A 21797-nucleotide genomic window follows, 5' to 3' on the forward strand; every position below is an offset into this window, starting at 1 on the left:
GTAAAGGTCATCGCTCCCCGAGAGCGAGCGCCCACCCACAACCCCTCCTGCCAGCGGGAGGGGAGTGAGAAGGGTGACGAAACCGCCCCGTTCGTCTACGGCCCCTCGAATGGCAAAAATCCCCGTCGTCGCGATCGTCGGCCGTCCGAACGTCGGCAAGTCGACGCTGTTCAACCGCCTCGTCGGCAAAAAACTGGCGCTGGTCGACGACCGGCCCGGCGTCACGCGCGATCGGCGCGAGGGCGATGCGTCGCTGATCGGGCTCGATTTCCGGATCATAGACACCGCCGGCTACGAGGATCACGACGTCCAGACATTGCCCGGTCGGATGCGCCAGCAGACCGAAGCCGCGGTGGCGCAGGCGGACGTCGCATTGTTCCTGATCGATTCGCGCGCCGGCATCGTTCCGCTCGACGAGGAGATCGCACGGTGGCTGCGCACATCGAGCACGCCCGTCGTGATCGCGGCGAACAAGGCGGAAGGTCGCGCGGGCGAGCAGGGCATCATCGAGGCGCTGGCGCTGGGTTTCGGCGATCCCGTCCAGCTGTCGGCCGAACATGGCGAGGGCATGGGCGACCTGTTCGACGCGCTATTGCCCTTGCTCGAACCGGACGGCGTCGAGGATGCCGCGGACGAAGAAGACGATGAGCGCCCCGACGCGCCGCTGAAACTTGCCATCGTCGGGCGCCCGAACGCGGGCAAGTCGACCCTGGTCAACCGCATGCTCGGAGAAGACCGGATGATCACCGGGCCCGAAGCCGGGATCACGCGCGATTCGATCGCGGTCGACTGGACGTGGCATGACAAGGACGGCCACCCGCGGCAGGTCCGGTTGATCGACACCGCGGGCATGCGCAAGCGGGCGAAGGTGCAGGACAAGCTGGAAAAGATGTCCGTCGCCGATGCGCTGCACGCGGTCGATTTCGCGGAGGTGGTCGTGCTGCTGCTCGACGCGACTTTGGGGCTGGAGGCGCAGGATCTGCGGATCGCCGACCGTGTGCTCGAGGAAGGACGGGCGATCGTCATCGCGCTGAACAAATGGGACGTGGCGGAAAACGCCTCCGGTCTGTTTAACGGTGTCAAGCGCGCGCTGGAGGACGGGCTCAGTCAGGTGAAGGGCGTGACCGTCATGACAGTCTCGGCCGCGACGGGGAAGGGGATCGACCAGTTGATCGCCGCCGCGTTCGAGACGCGCGACGCGTGGTCGAAACGCGTGCCGACGGGGGAACTCAACCGCTGGTTCGAACGCGCGATCGAGGCGAACCCGCCCCCCGCGCCCGGCGGCAAGCGGGTGAAGCTGCGCTATGTCACGCAAGTGAAGTCGCGGCCGCCGAGCTTCGTGATCTTCGGCACGCGGGTCGATCAGTTGCCGGCGAGTTATGAGCGGTATCTGGTCAATTCGATGCGCCGCGATCTGGGCTTCGGCGCGGTGCCGGTCCGGCTGACGATGCGAGCGCCGAAGAACCCGTTCGATCGCGACCGCGCCTGACCACGCGGCGATGGAGTCGCAACGGGTTCTTTACCGTCTCCGCTTAGGATGAAGGTCGAAGCCGCGCGTCACATGGTCGCGTGGAGGGGAGACTGCGGTGTCGTTCGAAGGAAGCACGTTGGTCGACTGGACCGCCTATTCGCATGCACGCAGTGAGCTTGGTGCCGGGTTCGTCCGCATTCTCGGCTATTTCCGGGAAGACGGCGTGAAGTCGGTCGCGGCGATCGAGGCGGCGATCCGCGCGCAGAACGCGGCGGCTCTCGTGATACCGGCGCACACGTTGAAGGGGGAGGCGCGCCAGTTCGGCGCCGAACCGCTCGCCGCACTCGCGCAGGAGATCGAAGAGATCGCGCGCGACTGCGTCGAGCTGCAGGACACGCCCGAGCAGGCGATGGCGTCGGTCGTGAAGCTACGTCCGTTGTTCGAGGAAACGCTGACATTGCTGGAACGCGAAGCCAGCCCGCTGGTCGAACGCCGACCGGTGGCGGGTGGGTTCGGTCGGCGCGGAACGGGGTTCGGACGGGTCTGAACTGCCGGGCCGGATGCGATTTAACCTATCGGGCCAACCATTCCGCCCCGGAATGTTCCCCCAGCCGAGGCGACGGGCACTCGCTTCCGATGCGCACGCCGTCCATCACGATCGGCGCAGCCAGTCCCGGCAACGTGCCACCGGCAGCCTCGGACAGCGACAGCCGCAACCCGCGCGCCACCACCTGCGGATCGGCGAAGACCTGGTCGATCCGGTTGACCGCTCCCACCGGGACCCCCGCCGCCTCCAGTGCGGCGAGCAGGTCGGCGCTTCGGTGCTCCACGGTCAGCGCGGTCAGCCCAGGGATCAGTGTCTTGCGGTTGACGACCCGGGCCGGATTGGTCGCGAACCGCGCGTCGCCGGCCATCGCAGGCACCCCGAGCACGTCGCATAATCTGGCGAATTGCCGGTCGTTGCCGACCGCAACGATCAGATCGCCATCCGCGGTCGGCAGGCTCTGATACGGCGCCAGATTCACATGCCCGTTACCCATCCGTAACGGGACCACCCCGCTGGCCATCCAGTTCAGCGCCTGGTTGCCAAGTACGCCGACCTGCGTGTCGAGTAGCGCCATGTCGATCGTCGTACCCTCGTCGGTCGCATGCCTCCGCTCGATCGCGGCGAGGATCGCGACGGTCGCGTAGACGCCGGTGAACACATCGGCATAGGCGACGCCGCTTTTCTGCGGCGGGCCGTCGGGCTCGCCGGTGATCGACATCGCGCCGCCCATGCCCTGAATGATGAAATCATATCCGGCACGTGGCGCATAAGGGCCGGTCTGGCCGAAGCCGGTAATCGAGCAATAGACCAGCCGCGGGTTCCGCGCGCGCAGCGTCGCGGCGTCCAGGCCGTAGCGCGCAAGCCCGCCGACCTTGAAATTCTCGATTACGACATCCGCCTCGGCCGCCAGCGCGGCAACGCGCGCCTGCCCGTCGGGCGTGGCGATATCGATCGCAACGGACCGCTTGCCGCGATTGCAGCTATGGAAATAGGCAGCGTCCAGACCTGTACCGTCCGCGGCGGTCAGGAAGGGTGGACCCCAATGGCGCGTGTCGTCGCCTTCGCCGGGCCGCTCGATCTTGATGACGTCCGCCCCGAGATCGGCGAGCAATTGTCCCGCCCAGGGCCCGGCAAGGATCCGCGCGAGTTCGAGCACGCGCAGCCCGGCGAGCGGGCGCGGCGCGAGATCAGGGTCGCCGGCTGTCACTTCGTCACGGTAGGCGCGACGGGCAGCACTTCGATTGCGAAGCCGCGTTCGGGGCGCAGATAGCGCGCGATCGCGGCCTTCACGGCCGCCGGGGTCACGTCCGTCCAGCGCGACACCGCGGCTTTCGTGAACGCGAGATAGCGCGGATCGTCCAGATCGCCGGTCAGGACGTTCATCCAATAGCCGTTGTCGCTCAGCGCGCGCTCCGACGCGCTCGATGCCACGGTCCGCGCGCGGGCCAGCGCGTCGGGGGTCGGGCCATGCGCGCCGAGATCGGCGATGATGGCGTTCAGCGCGCGGGTGAAATCGTCGATCCGTCCCGTCCGTAGCTGCGCCCCCGCCAGGAAGACGCCATAATGTGGCATGGCGCCGGACTGCGGGTGGCTGGCGAAGGGGGAATAGGTGCCGCCCTGCTGTTCGCGGAACTGCTCGATCATCCGCGTCTCGACCAGCCGCGCTGCGATGTCGAGCGCGGTCGATGTCGGAACATCCTCCAGCAGGCCGATCGTCGGATACACCTTGGCGACAATGGCCTGGAGCGGATCGCCCTCGTGATGCAGCTGCACCGGTCCCCTGGCGGGCGCATCGGCCTTTACGTCGAAGAGCGAGGCAGGCGGCCTATCGTCGGCGCGAGGCGCGAGCGTCCCGATCGTGCGTGCGACCGCTGCGACCGTCGCATCGCGATCGAAATCGCCGACGATCAGGACGCGCAACGGTCCGCTTGCCAACCGCTTCGACCAGAAGTTCTGGAAATCGGGCAGCGTCAGGCCCTGGACGGTCGATAGCGGCGGCAACGGGGCGAACCGGGCGTCGCCGCCGTGCAGATAGGGCGCGCCGAACCGCTGAAAGACCGAAACCGGCTGGCTGAAGGTGCTTTGATAGCCGATCCCCACCGCGTCGCGCAGCCGGCCGAGCGGCGCGGCGCGGAATTGCGGCTGGGTCAGTTCGCCCGCCATCAGCTTCATCATCGATTCGACGTCGCGCCGCCCGCTGGCTCCCGTGAAGGTGAACCGGTCGACGCCGACGCCGAATCCGAAGAGGACGGCGCGCCCCGCCCCCAGCCGCTCCAGTTCATCGACCGAGAACGGGCCGATCCCGCCCGCCGTCACCGCTGCCGAACTCCACAAGCTGGATGCGCTCGCCGTCGTTTCGCCGAGCAGCCCGTGCCCGAACGTCACGAGAATGCGGATCCGGTTCTTTTCGAACACGGTCTGTTTCAGGTCGATCTCGACCCCGTTGGAAAGATGAACCCGTTCGATCCCCAGATCCGCTATCTTGTCCGACCCGGTGACGGTGGCGGGTTGCCCGGCAAGCGTCAGTTGCGCCAGCGATACTTCGCGCACCGCGACACCGGCATCCGCGGCGGCCGCGCGGCTGCTCGCGAGCGCCTTGGCAGCGGCTTCGACGGGCACCGGCGCGTTCGACGCGATCAGCAGGCGCGGATCGGGTGCGAGCAATCGCTTGACCGCGGACTGGATCACGGCCGGGGTCAGCGTCGCCCGCTGGAGCGCGAACAGGCGCAGGTAGAAACCCGGTGCCGCGGTTCCGCCCTGCTGATCGATACTGCCGACGAAACCGTTGGCGACCGCGGCGGACGCCAGGGTCTGCTCGGCGCTGACGGCGGAGGACAAGGACTGGATCAGCTTTGCGGTCTGTTCGTCGATTTCCGCCTGCGACGGCGGTGCGGCCAATGCGCCGTTCAGCACGCGATACGTCGCCTCCAGCGCTTGCGACCATTGTCCCGGCCTGGGCGTGATCGCGATGATCACCTCATCCTCGATATGGCGTTGCCGGGTTACCCCGACGGTTGCGAGGATGATTGATTCTCCGCGCTGCGCCACGCTGTCCAGGCGGCGGCGCAGGATGCCGATCGCGACCGCATCGACGAAATTGCGCTGCTGCCGCGCGGTGGTATAGACACGGTCGTCGTGCGGCGTGACGAGCGCGAGAATCGCTTGCGACGGCAATTGCGGATCGCTGACCGTCGCGAGCGACTTGGCCGGCGCGCGTGGGGTGCCGTAGTCGGGCTCGGTCGGCTCCGCGCCCTCGGCCGTCCAGCCTCCGAACGCGGTGCGTACGCCCTGTTCCAGCAGCGCCGGGTCGGCATCGCCAACGACGACTACGACGGCGCGCGACGGCCGGTACCACGCCTTGTAATAGGCTCGCAGCGCGCTCGCGCTCGCGCCGTTCAGCGTGGCGTCGTTGCCCGCGATATCACGGGTCGCGGATTTGGTGCCCGCGAAGAACAAGGGCTGCGTCGCCTCGCGCATCTTGCGGACGAGCGGCGGCATGCGTTGCGCGCGTTCCGCCATGACGACGGCCCGCTCGGTCGCCAGCAATTTTGGATCGATCGTCGCGCTCGTCAGCATTTCCGACAACACCGACAGGGCGTGGCTATAGGATGCGGTGTCGGCGCGTGGCAAGTCCAGCGCATAGGTCGTCGAACGAAGCGCGGTGAAGGCATTGGTATCACTGCCGAAACTGGCACCCAGTCGCTGCCAGACGCGGACGCCCTCGCCATCGGGGTAATGCGCGGTGCCGCGGAAAACCATGTGCTCGATCAGATGCGACCAACCTTGCTGTTCGTCGCGTTCCATCAGCGCGCCGACGTCCATGCGGATGCGAACCGAGATCGTTCCCGGCGGCTGCCTGCCGCGCCGCACGGCGTAGCGGACGCCGTCGGCAAGCGTGCCGGTGTGCCAGGCCGGATCGAGCGGAACGTCGCTGCCGACCGTCGGCCAGCTGGCCGCGGGTACGACGACGGTCGGCGCGATGCTTGCCGGGGCCGATAGCGCGTCGGCTGTAGCAGGGACCAGGACCGGGGCGAACGCAAACAAGCTTACCGACGCCAACCGCAGATCGACCATCCACCTATCCCCGTCGCCGACGCACTGTAAGGCGTCAGCGACGGATCATTAGGACAGGATCATTCCACCGTCGATGGATCGGTCCGACACTGCCGCGATTTCGCCCGCGTCAGAGCAGCTTGTCGAGCGTGATCGGCAGATCGCGAATGCGTTTGCCCGTCGCGTTGTAGACCGCGTTGGCGACCGCGGCGGCGACGCCGGTGATCCCGATCTCCCCGACGCCGTGCGCACCCATCGGTGTGTGCGGATCGGCGATGTCGGTCCAGATCACGTCGATGTCGGGCACATCGAGATGGACGGGGACATGATATTCGGCAAGGCTCGGGTTCATGATCCGCCCCGATCGCTCGTCGAACTGCGTCTCCTCCATCAGCGCCATGCCGAGCCCCATGATGATCCCGCCGCGGAACTGGCTGCGCGCGGTCTTCGCGTTCAGGATTCGGCCGCAATCGAACGATCCGAGGATCCGGCCGACCCGCGGTTCGCCGGTGACCGCGTTGACCCGCATCTCGCAGAAGATCGCGCTGTGCGAATGCATCGACCAATGCATCAGTTCGAGCGGCTGGCTGGCCTGTTCCGATACCGTCACGCTGTCGCGCTGCGCCCGCGCCAGTATCGAGGCGTAGCTTTCCCGCCGGCTCGGGTCGTCCAGCTTGGCGAGGCCGCCGTCCTCGCTGCCGATATCGTCGGGGGAGAGCCCGGCCAGCGGCGAATCGTTGCCTGCGAGCGTCAGCAATTCCGCGACCAGCGCGTTGTGTGCCGCGATCACCGCCGCACCGATCGCCGCGGTCTGCTGCGATCCGCCGGCCATGATCGCGCCGGGAATGATGGTGTCGGCGTAGCGGACCTCGATCCGCTCGATCGGCAGACCCAGCCGTTCGGCGGCGACCATCGCGGTGGTCGTGGACGTGCCCATGCCCATCTCGTGCGCGGCGACCTCGACCAGCGCCCTGATTCCGTCCGGGCCATCGCGGTCGATGGTCAATCGGGCCGCCGCGCCCGGCATCCGGTAATAGGGATAGGTGCCTGTCGCGCAGCCCATACCGATCAGCCATTCGCCATCGCGCCGCGATCCGGGTACGGCGTTGCGCCTGTCCCAGCCGAACCGCGCCGCGCCCGCGCGCCATGCCTCGACGATGTGCCGCGACGAAAAGGGTCTCTCGGAGATCGGATCGACTTCGGGCTCGTTGCGGATTCGCAGTTCGATGGGATCGATACCAAGCTCGACCGCCAGCTCGTCGATCGCGGACTCCAGCGCGAAGGTGCCCGGCGCTTCGCCTGGCGCACGCATGAAGGTGTTGGCGAGCATGTTCATCCGCACCGTCTCGACCGACAGCTTGAAACTGTCCGCAGCATAGGCGGCGCGCGTCCCGACGACGAAGGGCTCGGGCATGGTGTTGTGCGGCGACATCGCGACGGTGCCGGTGTGGATCAGCGCATCGAAATGGCCGTCCGGCTGCGCGCCGATCGCGACCCGCTGTTCGGTCAGCGTCCGGCCGCCGACGACCCGGTACACGCCTTCGCGCGACAGCACGATCCGCACCGGCCGCCCCGCCAGCTTCGCCGCCGCGGCGGCCAGGATCTGGTGGTCCCACAGTCCTTTCGCGCCGAAACCGCCGCCAACATAAGGCGACGTGATCCGAACCTGTTCGGGCTTCAGATCGAACACATCGGCAATCGTCGCCGCCGTCGCGGTCACCATCTGGCTGGCATCGTGAATCCTCAGCGTATCGCCCTCCCAAGCCAGCGTGGCGGCATGCGGTTCGATCGCGTTGTGATTGTGGCGCGGGGTGCGATAGACGTTGTCGACCTTGTACGGAGCAGCGGCGAGCTCGGCGTCCGCATCGCCGATCTCGTTCAACAGGGGCTGACCCATGAACAGCCCGGGTTTGGCACCCGCCGCCTTCGCCTCGGCGAAGGACGAGATCGACGGCTCCGCCGCATAGGTCGCGACGATCAGCGACGCGGCATGGTCCGCCTGCTCCTGTGTCCCGGCGAGCACCAGCGCGATCGGCTGCCCGTTCCAGTGGATTTGGTCGTCCTGCATGATCGGCAGATCGCTCGGACCGACCGCGGTGGGGGACGAGCCGAACACCGCCGGCGGGTTCATCCGCGGCGCATTGCGGTGGGTCATCACCAGCACGACACCGGGCGCGGCCTCTGCTGCTCCGGTGTCCAATGCGATGATCCGACCGCGCGGGATCGCGCCATAGACCAATGCCGCATAGGTCATGTCCTCGAGTTTCACCTCGGCGGCGAACCGCGCGGCGCCTTGCACCTTCAGCGGTCCGTCCAGCCGCGAAACCGGCGTGCCGATCAGCCCATGCTTGCGCGCGATTAGCGGATCGGGAACGCCGCCCGGGATCCAGTGGTCGGGAGCGAGCGGGACCAGTTTCTCCATCGCACCCTTCACGAGCCCCTGCGCGGCTTCCTTGGCCGTATCAACGATGCTCATGCGTCCACTCCCGTCCGGTCGCCGAACACGGCGATGCCCGTCAATTCGCCAAGCACGGCGACGATCGTCCGCTTGGCCAGTTCGATCTTGAACGCGTTGTCGCGGTATCCCTTGGCTCCGGCCAGTTCCGCCGCGGCGGCGGCCGCGAAGCTGGCCTCGGTCGCGGGCTTGCCGCGCAGCAGGCCCTCCGCAATCGCGGCGCGCCATGGCTTCGCCGCGACGCCGCCGAGTGCCAGCCGCACGTCGCGGATCGTGCCGCCATCGACGTCGATCGCGGCGGCGACCGAGACCAGCGCGAAGGCGTAGCTCGCCCGGTCGCGGATCTTGCGATAGGCCGACCGCGCGCCGAACGACAGCGCGGGCAGCGATACCGCGGTGACGAGTTCGTGCCGGCGCAATACCGTTTCGACGTCCGGCGTATCTCCGGGCAGTATGTGGAAATCCACCAACGGCACGATCCGCGCGCCGCCCGGTCCGTCCAGGTGCACGACCGCGTCCAGCGCCGCCAGCGCGACGGCCATGTCGGAAGGATGCGTCGCGATACAGTCGGGGGAGGCGCCCAGCACCGCATGGTTGCGATTGAACCCGCCCACTGCGTCGCATCCCGCGCCCGGCACCCGCTTGTTGCAGCGCGCCGCGTCATCGTAGAAATAGGTGCAGCGCGTCCGTTGGAGGATGTTGCCGCCGACCGTCGCCATATTGCGGATCTGGCCCGACGCACCGCCGAGGATCGCGCGCGCCAGCACCGGATAGCGTTCCCGGACGGCAGTATTGGCGGCCAGCGCCGCATTTGTTGTCGCCGCGCCTATCGTAAGGCTGCCGTCGTCCTCCGTCGTGATCGCATCCGACAGACCGGTGACATCGACGACGGTCGCGGGGCGTTCGATCCCTTCGCGCATCAGATCGACCAGGTTCGTGCCGCCCCCCAGATACCGCGCGCCGGCATCGTCGCCTGCCAGCCGTAACGCATCGGGTGCGCTGTCGGCTTTGGCATAAGTGAACGGGGTCATGCCGCCTCCTGCTTCGCTGCTTCGGCGGAATAGGTTTCGGCGATCGCATCGATGATGCCGTTATACGCGCCGCAGCGACACAGATTGCCGCTCATTCGCTCGCGGAGTTCGTCGTGATCGAGCGTCACCGTGCCTGCCGACAGGTCCGCCGTCACGACGCTGGGGATACCGCGTGCGACCTCGTCTGCCATCGCCACGGCGGAGCACAATTGGCCCGGCGTGCAATAGCCGCACTGGAACCCGTCATGTTCGATGAACGCGCGTTGCAGCGGGTGGAGCATGCCATTGCCCGCCAGTCCCTCGACGGTCGTGATCGATCGACCCTGATATTGGACCGCGAGCGCAAGGCAGGCATTGATCCGCTCGCCATCGACCAGCACCGTGCATGCACCGCACGCACCCTGGTTGCAGCCCTTCTTCGATCCCGTCAGCCCGAGGTGATCGCGCAGCAGGTCGAGCAGCGAGGTGCGCACGTCGAACGCCGCCTCCACCGGGTCGCCGTTGATCGTGAATTGCATGCCGCTTCCCTATCCGTCGGTACCGCGACTACGCGTGAGGCACCGCATGGTTGCAAGTTCCGTCGCGACTGGTGATCCGCCGGCGCACGCGGTACCAACGAGCGAACCGATGCGAGGACTCGATGCCCGAAGACTATGAAATCCGCGGCGTGCATGAGGAGGCCATCGAGGAGGGCGCGCACCGTCATGAACCGCTGAGCCAGAAGATCGCCTTGTTCTCCGCGGTGCTGGCGACACTGGGCGCGATCGTCAGTTTCCTCGGCGGCCACACGCAGAACGATGCGTTATATTACAAGAACGAGGCGGTGTTGATGAAGGCGCGCGCGTCGGACAGCTGGGCCTATTATCAGGCGGAGGATATCAAGCGGCATCTGGCCGAGACCGTTGCGAGGATCGCGCCGGGGGCGGCCACATCGGCCGGCGACGCGGCCAAATACCGCGACCGCGCGACGGCGCTGAAGGCCCAGGCCGAGGGGCTGGATCGTCGGTCCGACGAGGCCAATACGGAATCGGTTCACGCATTGTCGCCCCACACCCGGCTGGCGATCGCAATGACGTTCATCCAGATCGCCATCGCGCTGGCGTCGATCAGTGCGTTGACCCGGCGGCGGTGGTTGTTCCGGGGTGCGGGGGCATCAGCGGCGGTGGGCACGGTGCTGGCAATCCTGGCCTGGTTTTAGAGGGCTTGTTCTCCCGCGAAAGCGGGAGCCCGGGGTATGCAGGACACCGCTCGTGGCCCCTGTTCCCCCGCTTTCGCGGGGGAACAGGGCTCTATTACTCCCCCGGACGATACCGCCGCTCGACATGCCCGATTAGTTCGTCGGACCAGAAATACACCGGCCGCAGATCGCCCTTCGTATAGCGCAGCGCCTGGTCCGCGAAATGCGGCGAGGCCGGGTCGCCGCTCTCGCCCCCCGCGGTCACCGCCCATGCCTCGACCCGCGGGCCGAACTCCACGATCGCGACGAAGCTGTTGCCGCTGGTGCCGTAATATTTCTTCGTGTTCGCATAGGGATGCGCGCCGAACGAGGCGAGCGATCCCCATTGCGCGGAGGTGAAGGGCACGGGCAGGCTCGGTGCGGCATCGTCGAAATGCGGCGCGATCCGGTCGTCCAGACGCTGGAAGCGGTTGATCTCGCTCCGGGGCACTTGCCAGCGCCCGAAGTCGCGCGTCAGCCGGTCCATCGCCTGGCTCAGCGCCGTGAGCTTGGCGTCGAACGTGACGCGCGTCGCGATATAGTCGGGCACGTTCATCCGCTCCGCCTTCGCGAACGCGCCGACTTCGGACCACAGCATGTCACCCCAAAAGACTGCCAGCGAGGTTGCGGTGGAATCGGCGCTCCAGCGATCATCCCATCGGCGAAGCAACCCGATCGGTGCCGCCAGTTGCCGGCGTCGCGCATCGCCCGCAGGGAGCGCGTCGTAAGCGGCGGTCAGCATCGGCAGCAGTCGTGCGAAGGCGGGCAGATAGCTGTCGAACGCCGCCTGGCGCAGGCGCTCGCGCGTGAAGTCGTGCTTGCCGGTCAGCAGCATCGTCGCGTGCACCCCGCGCTCGTTCTCGCCGGCCTGATCCATATAGCGCGGGTAGTCTGCCTTGCGCGGGCTGTCCGGCCCGGCCGCGCCCCAGGGCTGGTCGTTGGTGTTGAACGCCCAGCCGACCTTCGGGTCGATCGCTTGCGGCAACGAAGCGAGGGGGTGCAGCCCCTTCCAGTCGGTCGCAGGGTCGGCACCATCGACGGGGCGGGTATAGTCGAACCGGTCGTCGCGGATGGGTACGAATTGCGGGTGGAGATAGGCGATCTCCCCCCTGGTGTCCGCGAACAGCGTATCGTTCGAACTGTTCGCCTGAAGCGCGGCGACCTTCAGATACGACGCGAGGTCGGGCTGCTTGGTGCGAAGAAAGCTTTGTTCGAGCGCCGGTACCGGTCGCCACATCAGCGCCTCCGCGATCCACTTGGTGCCTTCCTTGCGGACGATCGGACCATGCTGGCTAACATAGGTCGTGAATTTGCGCGTGCCCATCGTTCCGTCCGGCCTGCGATAGGAGAGGGTGACGGCGGTACTGACCAACGGCTGCCACTCGTGGCCATATCTGTACCGGAGCGGACCGACGCGCGGGAATGCGATCGTCTCCGCGAATTCGTCGACATTGTCGACGCCCGACGAGGTGTGCATCCAGCCGGTATGCGCGTTCCAGCCCTGATAGACGAAGAACTGCCCCCAGGTGACCGCGCCATAGGCGTTCAGCCCTTCGTCGCTCGTCATCTGCAGTTCCGACCGGAAATAGAAACTGGTGTGCGGGTTGATGAGCAGCAGCGCGCGGCCGTTCGCGGTGTTCTTGGGTGCGATGGCGATGCCGTTGGACCCCTTCGGCTCCTGCGGCCGCGCCCCGGTTTCCTCCGGGGTCGCGGCCACCGGCTTCCCGCCGTAGAATTGCTGCAACCCCGACAGCGAAATCCGCTCGATATCGCCGCCGATGCTTCCTTCGGTGAAACTCAGCGCCATCCATGGCTCGAAATGCGTCAGCACCTTCGGGTGCACCGCCGGGTGGACCGACAGGTAGAAGTTCAGCCCGTCGGCCCAGGCATCCATCAGCGTTCGGAGCCATGCCGGACCCTCGCGATACTGGCGTTGCAGCACGACCGGATCGACGTACAGACGCTGCCGCAGATCCTGCCAGATCGCGCCTTCGCCCTCCGCCTCCGCGGTGCGGCCGAGCGCGGTCAGATAATTGGCCTCGATCCGTGCGAAATCATCCTCCGCCTGGGTGTAGATCATCCCGAACACCGCATCCGCATCGGTCTTCCCCGCGATGTGCGCGATTCCCCAATCGTCACGGGTGATCGTCGTCGCCGCGGCATGCGCATACCAGCGGGCCTGCTCGTCCGCGGTCGCCGCCAGCGCTGGCTGGGCGACCACCAGGATCGGTAGCGACAAATGGGCGAGGCGGCGGCTAGGTCTATCCATCGCGGGAGGCTATCCCTCGTCCGTCCGCCCCGCAAGAAGGTCGCCACCAACATGAAACGGATCGTCCTCGCCGTCCTCTGCCTCGCCACCCCGGCGACCGCGCAGACGATTCTTCTTCGTCCGGCGCAGGTGTTCGACGGCACCGACCCCAAACCGCATCCCGGCTGGCAGGTGCTGGTGGACGGGGACAGGATCGCCGCGGTCGGACCGGCGCTGCCAGTAACCGCCGGCACGACGACGATCGACCTGCCCGGCGACACGCTGATGCCCGGCATGATCGAGGGGCACAGCCATTTGTTTCTCCATCCCTATGACGAGACCCCGTGGGACGACCAGGTCCTCCACGAACCGCTCGCGCTGCGCACCGCGCGCGCGGTGGCGCAGGCACAGGCGACGCTGATGGCGGGCTTCACGAGCGAACGCGATCTCGGGACCGAGGGTGCGGGATACGCCGACGTCGGGCTGAAACAGGCGATCGACAAGGGGATCGTGCCGGGCCCCCGGCTGCTCGTCGCGACCAGGGCGATAGTCGCGGAGGGTGCCTACGGTCCCAAGGGGTTCGAGCCCGGCGTCCGCGTGCCGCAGGGCGCGCAGGAGGTCAGCGGGATCGACGACATCGTCCGCGCGGTCCGCGACCAGATTGCGGGCGGCGCGGACATCGTGAAGCTCTACGCGGACTATCATTACCAGGGCGGGGAGGGCAGTCGCCCGACGCTGTCCGCCGCGGAGATGGCGGCGGCGACCGCGGCGGCGCACGATGCCGGCCGCATCGTCGCGGTCCACAGCGTCACGCCCGAGGGCATGCGCCGCGCGATCGCCGCGGGGGTGGATACGATCGAGCATGGCTATGGCGGGACGCCTGAGACTTTCCGCGCTATGCACGACAAGGGAATCGCGCTCTGCTCCACGCTCGCCGCCTCGGACGCGACCGCGCGCTATCGCGGGTGGAAGGGGCAGGAACCCGCGCCCGACAGCGTGCGGCTGAACCGCGACTCGTTCCGCATGGCGCGGGCGGCGGGGGTGCCGATCTGCATGGGCGGCGATGTCGGTGTCTACGCCCACGGCACCAACGCGCGCGAGATGGTGCTGATGCAGGCGGCCGGCATGCCCGCGGCGCGGGTGCTGATCGCGGCGACGAGCGGGAACGCGCATATCTTCCGGATCGATGACAAGGTTGGGCGGGTGAAGGTCGGGCTGCTCGCGGACCTGGTGGCGGTCGAGGGCGATCCGACGATCAATGTCGGTGCGGTGCGATCGGTGAAGCTGGTGATGAAGGGCGGGCGGATCGTTAGGGGACCGTAATTCCGCTACCTCCACCCCGGCGAAGGCCGGGGCCCAGGTGCGAGATGCGCGCGGCGGCGCGATGTCCTTCGTTTGTGAAACCTCGGCAACTGGGCCCCGGCCTTCGCCGGGGTGAGTAACCAGATTAGTGGGGTAACAAGAAAGGCGTTCAGTCCACCGCCCGATCGTCGAAGAACCCGAACAACACCGTCGACGCATACATCGCGATCGCCCGCTCGCGCGGCATCGTGCCCGCCCATTTGCGCATGTCGAATGCCGCATTCTGCAACGCCATCAGCGTCTGCGCGGCGATCAGCGCGTCGACCGGGCGGCAGGACCCTTCCGCGATACCGTCCATGATCGTGCCGGCATAGCGCCGCGCGATCCGGTTCGACCGGTCGACCATCGCATCGCGCGCGTGATGCGGCAATCCGGACAATGCGGTGGTCCGCAACAGCGGTGCGCGCTCCGCGAACTGGACGTCGAGCAGCGTCGCGATCGTGCTCGACAGCCGGTGCCAATGGCTGCCGGTTTCCGCGTCCGCCAGCGTCTGTGCGGTGCCGATCGTGTCGAAGCTGCGCTTGTAGCATACGATGACCAGCTCGTCCTTGGCGTCCAGATGGTGGTAGAAACTGCCCTTGGTTACGTTCAGCTCGGAAGCGATCCGCTGGACGCTGGCACCGCGATAGCCCAGTTCGTTGATCAGCCTGGTCGCCGCCAGCAGGAACGCGTCGCGTCCCGCCTCGGCGTCCGGATGGTCCAGCGACAGCATCGTCGGTGCCCAGCGCACGTCCGGCCCGGCGATCCCGTTCGTAAACACGTCCATCAGCCGCGTCTCGATCCGGTCATATTGGTCGAGATCGTAGCGCGTCAGCCAGATCGGCAGCCAGAAGGTGTTTTCCAGCAGCACATGCGCCCGCGCGCCGTGCAGATCGGTCTGTGCCCGGCCGCTCGCCGGACCCCATAAGGCGCGCGTCCGGCGGAACACCTCGCGCCAGCCGTTCATCAGCCGGTTACGGATCGGGTCCTCGGTCGCGCGGAGATCGGACAGCACCGCAAACGGCCGCTCTTCGCCGCGTTCGATCCGCGCCAGCCGCGCCATGTTGAGCGCGAGGTAGCGGCGGACCCGCTCCCTGGGCGTCGGTGCCTCCAGCGCGGCGTCGAGCATGACCAGCAGATAGTCGAGCGTATATTCGAACGCGGCGGCGGCCAGATCTTCCTTGCGCTTGAAATAATAGGTCACGCTGGTGGTGTTCAGCCCGACCCGCCGGGCAACGTCGGCGAAGGTCATGCCCTTCGCGCTCTGTTCGTTGATCGCCTCGGCCGCGGCGGACAAGATGGCGTCGCGTTTGGCCCGGAACCGCTTGGTCCCGGCCGCTTCCTCCTCGATCGTCTCGCGCCCCGCCATTTCCGATACCTTATCAGCTTCGTTTAGAAGAAACAGTGTTTTCCTGGGAGAGCGGGATCGCCCGAAAACGCTCCGTCATTCCACCGGCCGGGCCACTTTACCGAAGATGCGGTACGGTCTAAGCGGACCCCGGGATACGAGAATCCTGGCATGGAGAGACCCGGTGGATTTCACGCTGAGCGAACGCGAGACCTATTTCCGTGACCGGGTGAAGGAATTCATCGATACCAATATCCGCCCCCGCCAGGCCGAATATGACGAGCAGCATCACGAGGGCGATCGCTGGAAGGTGATCCCCGTGATCGAGGAGGTCAAGGCGAAGGCCAAGACGGCGGGTCTGTGGAATTTCTTCATGCCGCCGCACTCGGGCCAGACGCATGTCGATGACAGCTTCGTGTTCGAGGGCACGCAGCTTACGAACCTGGAATATGCCCTGTGCGCGGAGGAAATGGGCAAGGTCGGCTGGGCGAGCGAGTGCTTCAACTGCTCCGCGCCCGACACCGGAAACATGGAAGTGTTCCACCGCTACGGCACGCGCGAACAGAAGGAGCGGTGGCTGAAGCCGCTGATGGAGGGCACGATCCGCTCCGCCTTCCTGATGACCGAGCCGGCGGTCGCATCGTCCGACGCGACCAACATCGAAACGTCGATCGTTCGCGATGGCGAGGACTATGTCATCAACGGTACCAAATGGTGGTCGTCGGGCGTCGGCGATCCGCGGTGCCAGATCGCGATCACGATGGGCAAGACCAGCTTCGAAGGATCGCGCCACCAGCAGCAGTCGCAGGTGCTGGTGCCGCTCGATACCCCCGGCGTGACGATCAAGCGGATGCTTTCGGTCTACGGGTATGATCACGCGCCGCACGGGCACGGCGAGGTCGTGCTGGAGAATGTCCGCGTTCCGGTCGAGAACGTCCTGCTCGGCGAAGGCCGTGGCTTCGAGATCGCGCAGGGTCGGCTCGGGCCGGGCCGCATCCATCACTGCATGCGCACGATCGGCGTCGCGGAGACCGCGATCGAGGCGATGGCCAAGCGGCTGCTGAGCCGGGTCGCGTTCGGCAAGCGGATCGCCGACTTCTCGGTCTGGGAAGAACGCATCGCAACCGCACGGATCGATATCGAGATGACCCGGCTGCTGTGCCTGAAGGCCGCGGACATGATGGACAGGGCCGGCAACAAGGCAGCACAGCTCGAGATTTCGATGATCAAGGTCGCGGCACCCAACATGGCGCTGCGGATCCTCGACGATGCCATCCAGGCGCATGGCGGGGGTGGCGTATCGGGCGATTTCCGTCTGGCGCACGACTGGGCGGCGATGCGCACGCTGCGCTTCGCCGACGGCCCGGACGAGGTCCACAACCGCTCGATCGCGCGGAACGAGTTCGGGAAATATGGCGATTTCCGCAAGGGCGGTGTGTCGAGCGGGGATGTCGGGGTCAGTCGGTAGAGAACCGTCACCCCGACTTGCTCCGGGGTCCATCTCTCCACCTGTACCAAGCCGCTTGATGGACCCCGCCGGAGCAAGTCCGGGGTGACGAAAGGGAAAAGTTGAAAGCCGCCGTCCTCTTCGAAGCCAAGACGCCTCTCAGCATCGAGGACGTGACCGTCGGCAAGCCCGCTGCGCACGAGGTGCTGATCCGCACCGTCGCCTGCGGGGTATGCCGCAGCGACCTGCATTTCGTCGATGGTGTCTATCCGCACGCGCTGCCCGGCATTCCGGGCCACGAGGCGGCGGGCGTCGTCGAGGCAGTTGGCGACGAGGTATCGACGGTGAAGGTCGGCGACCACGTCGTCACCTGCCTGTCCGCGTTCTGCGGCCACTGCGAATTCTGCGTCACGGGCCGGATGTCTTTGTGTATCAGCTCCAGCGTGAAGCGTCCCAGGAGCGCGTCACCGCGCCTCATGCTGGGCGACAAGCCGATCGCGCAGATGCTCAACCTCAGCGCCTATGCCGAGATGATGCTGATCCACGAACATGCCTGCGTCGCGATCGATCGCGACATGCCGATGGATCGCGCGGCGCTCCTCGGTTGCGCGGTGACGACGGGGGCGGGGGCGGTGTTCAACGCCGCCGCGATCGTGCCCGGCGAGACGGTATGCATCGTCGGCTGCGGCGGGATCGGTCTTGCCGCGGTCAACGCCGCGAAGATCGCGGGGGCGGGCAAGATCATCGCGCTCGATCCGGTCGCGGAGAAGCGCGCGCTGGCGGAGAAGCTGGGTGCGACGCATGCGATCGACGCGCTGTCGGACACGGCGGCGGACGAGGTCGTGGAGATCAGTCGCGGCGGCGTGCATCATTCCATCGAAGCGGTCGGCCGCGCGCAGTCTGCCGCCACCGCGGTCAAGGTCCTCCGGCGCGGGGGCACCGCGACGATTCTCGGCATGATGCCGCTCGACGAAAAGGTCGGGCTGTCGGCGCTCGACCTGCTCGCCGACAAGAAGCTGCAGGGTGCGCTGATGGGCCGCAACCATTTCCCCGTCGACATCCCGCGGCTGGTCGATTTCTACCTGCGCGGACTGCTCGATCTCGACACGATCATCGCCGACCGGATGCCGCTCGAGCGGATCAACGACGCGTTTGACGAACTGCGCAAGGGCGACACGACCCGCAGCGTGATCACGTTCGCATGACCGACGAAATCAAGACCATCCCCGCCGAGGGCAAGGATCGGCTCGACGAGGCGGGGCTGAGCGAATGGATGGCGGCCAACGTCGCCGGGTTCACCGGCCCGCTGACCTATGCGAAGTTCGCCGGTGGCCAGTCGAACCCGACCTACCGGCTCGACAGCCCGTCGGGTGCGTACGTCCTTCGCCGCAAGCCCTATGGCCCGTTATTGCCGAGTGCGCATGCCGTCGACCGCGAATACCGGCTGATCGCCGGGCTGCACCCGACCGGCTTCCCCGTCGCCAAGCCTTACGGGCTGTGCACCGACGAGCGCGTCATCGGCGCGATGTTCTACGTCATGGGCCTCGCGGACGGGCGCAACCTGTGGGACGGGACACTGCCGGACTATGCGCCCGCGGAACGCACGGCGGTCTATGAGGCGATGTGCGACACGCTCGCTGATCTCCACAATGTCGACTACGCCGCCGCCGGGCTCGGCGATTACGGCAAGCCCGGCAATTACTTCACGCGCCAGGTCGAGCGTTGGACGCGGCAATATCGCGCGTCCGAGACCGAGACGATGCCGGAGGTCGAGCGGCTGATCGATTTCCTGCCGCGCACCGTGCCCGAACAGACGCGCACGTCGATCGTCCACGGCGATTACCGGATCGACAACATGATCTTCGCGAACGCCGAGCCGAAGGTGATCGCGGTCCTCGACTGGGAACTATCCACGCTCGGCGATCCGCTGGCGGATTTCAGCTATTTCCTGATGAGCTGGGTGACCGAGCCCGAGGGGCGGTCGGGGGTGCTCGGCCGCACCGGACCGGCGACCGGGATACCGACGATTGCAGACATGACCCGCCGCTATTGTGCGCGAACCGGGCGCGACGACGTGCCCGACCTCAACTGGTATTTCGCTTTCAACCTCTTCCGGCTGACCGGGATCGTCCAGGGGATCAAGAAGCGGATCGTCGAAGGCACCGCATCCAGCGCCCAGGCGGAAAAGTCCGCATCGGGGGTGTACCGGTTGGCAGCGGCAAGCTGGGGCTTCGCCGAGTTGGCGGGAGCTTAGAAGTCGTCCTCCTCCCGCAAGCGGGAGGGGTCAGGGGTGGGCGCTCGCTCACCCCAGGCAATACCGTTTGCGGCAGGCGGGGCGCCCACCCCCAACCCCTCCCGTAAACGGGAGGGGGGTAAAAAATGTCCCAATTCGACCTGACCGGCAAAGTCGCCATCATCACCGGTTCCACCCGCGGCATCGGCATGGCCGCCGCATATGAAATGGCCGAACACGGCGCGAAGATCGTGATCTCCAGCCGCAAGCAGGACGCGTGCGACGCGGTCGCCGCCGAACTCAACGGCGAATACGGCGAGGGCACCGCGATCGCCGTCGCCGCCAGCATCTCGGACAAGGCGGCGCTCCAGCAGCTCGTCGACGACACCCGCGTCGCGTTGGGGCGGATCGATATCCTCGTCTGCAACGCCGCGTCCAACCCCTATTACGGCCCGCAGGCGGGGATCAGCGACGATCAGTTCCGCAAGGTCCTGGACAACAACATCATCTCCAACCACTGGCTGATCGGGATGGTCGCGCCCGAGATGCGCGAGCGCGGGGACGGCTCGATCATCATCGTGTCGTCGATCGGCGGCTTGCGCGGAACACCGACGATCGGCGCGTACGCGATTTCCAAGGCGGCGGACATGCAACTCGCCCGCAATCTCGCGCATGAATTCGGCGGCGACAATGTCCGCGTGAACTGCATCGCGCCCGGCCTGATCAGGACCGACTTCGCCAGGGCGCTATGGGAGGACGAGAAGGCCGTCGCCGCGCGCAACCGCGCTACGCCGCTCGACCGGATCGGCGAACCGCACGAAATCGCCGGTGCGGTCGTGTTCCTCGCGTCCGCGGCAAGCAGTTACATGACCGGACAGACGATCGTCGTCGATGGCGGAGTGACGATCTGATGCCGCAGGAGAGTCGCATGCGCTTCACCGATAAATCGATCGTCGTGACCGGAGCCGGCTCCGGCATCGGTCGTGCCGCTGCCCGGCAGTTCGCCGCCGAGGGCGGCAGGGTCGTCGCCGCGGACCTGACCGAAGGGGCGGACGAGACTGTTCGGATGATCGCCGACGCGGGTGGCACCGCGGTCGCGATCCGGATCGATGCGGGGGCCGAGGAAGACGTCGCGCGCGCGGTCGCTCTGGCGTGCGACCGGTTCGGCGGGCTCGACATCATGTTCGCCAACGCCGGCATTTCGGGCGGGATGGCGAACATCTTCGATACCGACGTCGCGCTCATCACCGAGGTGTTGCGGGTGAACCTGATCGGACCGTTCCTGGCGATCAGGCATGCCGCGCCCGAGATCGCGAAGCGGGGCGCCATTACCGGAAAAGGGGGCGCGATCGTCCTGACCGCCAGCGTCGCGGGCATCCGCTCCGGCGCGGGCTCGCCGGCCTACTCCGCATCGAAAGCCGGCGTCATCAACCTGGCGCAGGTTTCCGCGCAGCAGCTGTCGGGATCGAACGTCCGCGTGAATGCGATCTGCCCCGGTCTGACCGAGACGGGCATGACGAAGCCGACCTTCGATTACGCGCGCGATGCGGGTAAGATGGACCGGGTCGGCCGCCTCAACCCGCTTCGCCGCGGTGCGCAGCCCGAGGAACTGGCGGAAGTCGCGTTGTTCCTGGCATCCGACGCGGCGAGCTACGTCAATGGTCAGGCGATCGCTGTGGATGGCGGGCTGTCCTCGAGCCATCCGGTGACCAAGCAGGAATATGGCCGCACCGCGGTCTGACCATCGCGCTCAGGCGGCGTCGTGCAGATCGGCGAAGCTGTTGAAATACGCGCTGAGCGTCGGGTCGGTGACCGACTCGGTCATCGTCGCCACCACATCGCGCAGCCGATTGCCGTCGCGCCTGGCCGATATCCCATCGCCCAGCCACCGAACGTCCGCGTCTCGATCGCCTCGCTCGCGAGTTCGACGATCGCGAAGTGGCGCGAATCGGCGGCGATGCGCCGGAACACGGTATGGACCGCATCGGTGGGCCTCTCCAGCGTCTGCAGGAACCGCCGGCCGCCGACCACGAGCATCCCCGTGACCTCGACCGCGGCATTGTTGATCCGCGACCGTTCGAGGATCGACGCGACCATCGCCGCATCGGGCATCGTCCGCGCCGTACTGATATAGAGCAGCCTGTGCATCATGATGTTCCCCAAAACCGACCCCAGACGCCTACGATCAACAAAGAAATTGCGTAAACAGCGCGTTGACCTGGATCAGGTCACTCCCGCAACCGGATCAATCCTTCCTGCGCGACGCTGACCACGAGCCGCCCGTCGGCGGCGAACACCTGCCCCCGGTTGAGCCCGCGGGCGTGCCCGGCCCGTGCCGCCCGGCTGCCGCGCGCCGCGGTAGAGGTCGGTGTCGATCTCCTCGATGTCGAGCAGGTCGATCAGGCCT

Annotated in this window: 17 protein-coding genes and 1 pseudogene; 9 read left to right on the plus strand and 9 right to left on the minus strand. The window is 67.0% G+C overall.

The window, feature by feature from the left end:
* Positions 1 to 109 precede the first annotated feature (109 nt).
* On the plus strand, positions 110 to 1489 hold the full coding sequence (gene der / locus ACFE7D_RS07355; RefSeq protein ID WP_375394780.1) for a ribosome biogenesis GTPase Der: 1380 nt from the start codon (positions 110 to 112) through the stop codon (positions 1487 to 1489).
* A 97-nt stretch (positions 1490 to 1586) separates the two neighbouring features.
* Positions 1587 to 2018, plus strand: a complete 432-nt coding sequence (locus ACFE7D_RS07360) for an Hpt domain-containing protein (protein WP_375394781.1) — start codon at positions 1587 to 1589, stop codon at positions 2016 to 2018.
* A gap of 25 nt (positions 2019 to 2043) precedes the next feature.
* On the opposite strand, the gene ACFE7D_RS07365 is transcribed toward ACFE7D_RS07360, so the two are convergent.
* The 5 genes from ACFE7D_RS07365 to ACFE7D_RS07385 form a co-directional block, all read right to left on the minus strand.
* Positions 2044 to 3225, minus strand: coding sequence for a CaiB/BaiF CoA transferase family protein (locus ACFE7D_RS07365; RefSeq protein ID WP_375394782.1), 1182 nt, complete (start codon positions 3223 to 3225; stop codon positions 2044 to 2046).
* Positions 3222 to 6092 carry a M16 family metallopeptidase gene (locus ACFE7D_RS07370; RefSeq protein WP_375394783.1) on the minus strand — a complete coding sequence of 957 codons (2871 nt, stop codon included), beginning with the start codon at positions 6090 to 6092 and terminating at the stop codon, positions 3222 to 3224. The genes ACFE7D_RS07365 and ACFE7D_RS07370 overlap by 4 nt, the downstream gene beginning before the upstream one ends.
* A 109-nt stretch (positions 6093 to 6201) precedes the next feature.
* A complete protein-coding gene (locus ACFE7D_RS07375) occupies positions 6202 to 8547 on the minus strand; it encodes a xanthine dehydrogenase family protein molybdopterin-binding subunit (RefSeq protein WP_375394784.1) in 2346 nt (781 codons plus the stop codon).
* A complete protein-coding gene (locus ACFE7D_RS07380) occupies positions 8544 to 9557 on the minus strand; it encodes an FAD binding domain-containing protein (protein ID WP_375394785.1) in 1014 nt (337 codons plus the stop codon). Before ACFE7D_RS07380 ends, ACFE7D_RS07375 begins: the two co-directional genes overlap by 4 nt.
* A complete protein-coding gene (locus tag ACFE7D_RS07385) occupies positions 9554 to 10075 on the minus strand; it encodes a 2Fe-2S iron-sulfur cluster-binding protein (RefSeq protein ID WP_375394786.1) in 522 nt (173 codons plus the stop codon). The genes ACFE7D_RS07380 and ACFE7D_RS07385 overlap by 4 nt, the downstream gene beginning before the upstream one ends.
* A gap of 122 nt (positions 10076 to 10197) precedes the next feature.
* Here ACFE7D_RS07385 and ACFE7D_RS07390 point away from each other — a divergent pair, with 122 nt between their 5' ends.
* Complete coding sequence (locus tag ACFE7D_RS07390) at positions 10198 to 10755, plus strand: DUF4337 domain-containing protein (protein ID WP_375394787.1); 558 nt, start codon at positions 10198 to 10200, stop codon at positions 10753 to 10755.
* Between the two features lie 94 nt (positions 10756 to 10849).
* On the opposite strand, the gene ACFE7D_RS07395 is transcribed toward ACFE7D_RS07390, so the two are convergent.
* Positions 10850 to 13042 carry a penicillin acylase family protein gene (locus tag ACFE7D_RS07395; RefSeq protein ID WP_375394788.1) on the minus strand — a complete coding sequence of 731 codons (2193 nt, stop codon included), beginning with the start codon at positions 13040 to 13042 and terminating at the stop codon, positions 10850 to 10852.
* 51 nt (positions 13043 to 13093) lie between these two features.
* On the opposite strand from ACFE7D_RS07395, the gene ACFE7D_RS07400 reads away from it, so the two are divergent.
* A complete protein-coding gene (locus tag ACFE7D_RS07400) occupies positions 13094 to 14344 on the plus strand; it encodes an amidohydrolase family protein (RefSeq protein ID WP_375394789.1) in 1251 nt (416 codons plus the stop codon).
* A 148-nt stretch (positions 14345 to 14492) separates the two neighbouring features.
* Here ACFE7D_RS07400 and ACFE7D_RS07405 read toward each other — a convergent pair whose 3' ends face one another.
* Positions 14493 to 15731: a TetR/AcrR family transcriptional regulator gene (locus ACFE7D_RS07405; protein ID WP_375394790.1), complete on the minus strand. Its 1239-nt coding sequence runs from the start codon at positions 15729 to 15731 to the stop codon at positions 14493 to 14495.
* A 163-nt stretch (positions 15732 to 15894) separates the two neighbouring features.
* On the opposite strand from ACFE7D_RS07405, the gene ACFE7D_RS07410 reads away from it, so the two are divergent.
* From ACFE7D_RS07410 to ACFE7D_RS07430, 5 genes are all read left to right on the plus strand, one after another.
* Positions 15895 to 17178, plus strand: a complete 1284-nt coding sequence (locus tag ACFE7D_RS07410; RefSeq protein ID WP_375394791.1) for an acyl-CoA dehydrogenase family protein — start codon at positions 15895 to 15897, stop codon at positions 17176 to 17178.
* Positions 17179 to 17279: 101 nt separating this feature from the next.
* Entirely contained in the window at positions 17280 to 18362 is a 1083-nt protein-coding gene (locus ACFE7D_RS07415; protein WP_375394792.1) for a Zn-dependent alcohol dehydrogenase, read from the plus strand.
* Positions 18359 to 19411 carry a phosphotransferase family protein gene (locus tag ACFE7D_RS07420; RefSeq protein ID WP_375394793.1) on the plus strand — a complete coding sequence of 351 codons (1053 nt, stop codon included), beginning with the start codon at positions 18359 to 18361 and terminating at the stop codon, positions 19409 to 19411. The genes ACFE7D_RS07415 and ACFE7D_RS07420 overlap by 4 nt, the downstream gene beginning before the upstream one ends.
* Positions 19412 to 19536: 125 nt before the next feature.
* On the plus strand, positions 19537 to 20301 hold the full coding sequence (locus tag ACFE7D_RS07425) for an SDR family NAD(P)-dependent oxidoreductase (protein ID WP_375394794.1): 765 nt from the start codon (positions 19537 to 19539) through the stop codon (positions 20299 to 20301).
* Between the two features lie 17 nt (positions 20302 to 20318).
* Positions 20319 to 21131 (plus strand): SDR family NAD(P)-dependent oxidoreductase, encoded by an 813-nt coding sequence (locus ACFE7D_RS07430; protein ID WP_375394795.1) that lies wholly within the window; start codon positions 20319 to 20321, stop codon positions 21129 to 21131.
* Positions 21132 to 21211: 80 nt separating this feature from the next.
* Here ACFE7D_RS07430 and ACFE7D_RS07435 read toward each other — a convergent pair whose 3' ends face one another.
* Positions 21212 to 21541 (minus strand): BLUF domain-containing protein, encoded by a 330-nt coding sequence (locus ACFE7D_RS07435; protein WP_375394796.1) that lies wholly within the window; start codon positions 21539 to 21541, stop codon positions 21212 to 21214.
* A gap of 77 nt (positions 21542 to 21618) precedes the next feature.
* Positions 21619 to 21720 (minus strand): annotated as a pseudogene (locus ACFE7D_RS07440) (acyl-CoA thioesterase II); the annotation flags it as partial.
* Positions 21721 to 21797: the final 77 nt, after the last annotated feature.

It is taken from the genome of uncultured Sphingomonas sp. (assembly GCF_964244235.1).
In the GTDB taxonomy this organism is placed as follows: domain Bacteria; phylum Pseudomonadota; class Alphaproteobacteria; order Sphingomonadales; family Sphingomonadaceae; genus Sphingomonas.

Bases quoted from the DNA above. Each gene is read 5' to 3' on its own strand.
- ACFE7D_RS07435 (WP_375394796.1), bottom strand. From the start codon at position 21,541: ATGATGCACAGGCTGCTCTATATCAGTACGGCGCGGACGATGCCCGAT.
- ACFE7D_RS07390 (WP_375394787.1), top strand. From the start codon at position 10,198: ATGCCCGAAGACTATGAAATCCGCGGCGTGCATGAGGAGGCCATCGAG.
- ACFE7D_RS07405 (WP_375394790.1), bottom strand. From the start codon at position 15,731: ATGGCGGGGCGCGAGACGATCGAGGAGGAAGCGGCCGGGACCAAGCGG.
- ACFE7D_RS07400 (WP_375394789.1), top strand. From the start codon at position 13,094: ATGAAACGGATCGTCCTCGCCGTCCTCTGCCTCGCCACCCCGGCGACC.
- der (WP_375394780.1), top strand. From the start codon at position 110: ATGGCAAAAATCCCCGTCGTCGCGATCGTCGGCCGTCCGAACGTCGGC.
- ACFE7D_RS07370 (WP_375394783.1), bottom strand. From the start codon at position 6,092: ATGGTCGATCTGCGGTTGGCGTCGGTAAGCTTGTTTGCGTTCGCCCCG.
- ACFE7D_RS07420 (WP_375394793.1), top strand. From the start codon at position 18,359: ATGACCGACGAAATCAAGACCATCCCCGCCGAGGGCAAGGATCGGCTC.
- ACFE7D_RS07425 (WP_375394794.1), top strand. From the start codon at position 19,537: ATGTCCCAATTCGACCTGACCGGCAAAGTCGCCATCATCACCGGTTCC.
- ACFE7D_RS07380 (WP_375394785.1), bottom strand. From the start codon at position 9,557: ATGACCCCGTTCACTTATGCCAAAGCCGACAGCGCACCCGATGCGTTA.
- ACFE7D_RS07430 (WP_375394795.1), top strand. From the start codon at position 20,319: ATGCGCTTCACCGATAAATCGATCGTCGTGACCGGAGCCGGCTCCGGC.
- ACFE7D_RS07375 (WP_375394784.1), bottom strand. From the start codon at position 8,547: ATGAGCATCGTTGATACGGCCAAGGAAGCCGCGCAGGGGCTCGTGAAG.
- ACFE7D_RS07395 (WP_375394788.1), bottom strand. From the start codon at position 13,042: ATGGATAGACCTAGCCGCCGCCTCGCCCATTTGTCGCTACCGATCCTG.
- ACFE7D_RS07385 (WP_375394786.1), bottom strand. From the start codon at position 10,075: ATGCAATTCACGATCAACGGCGACCCGGTGGAGGCGGCGTTCGACGTG.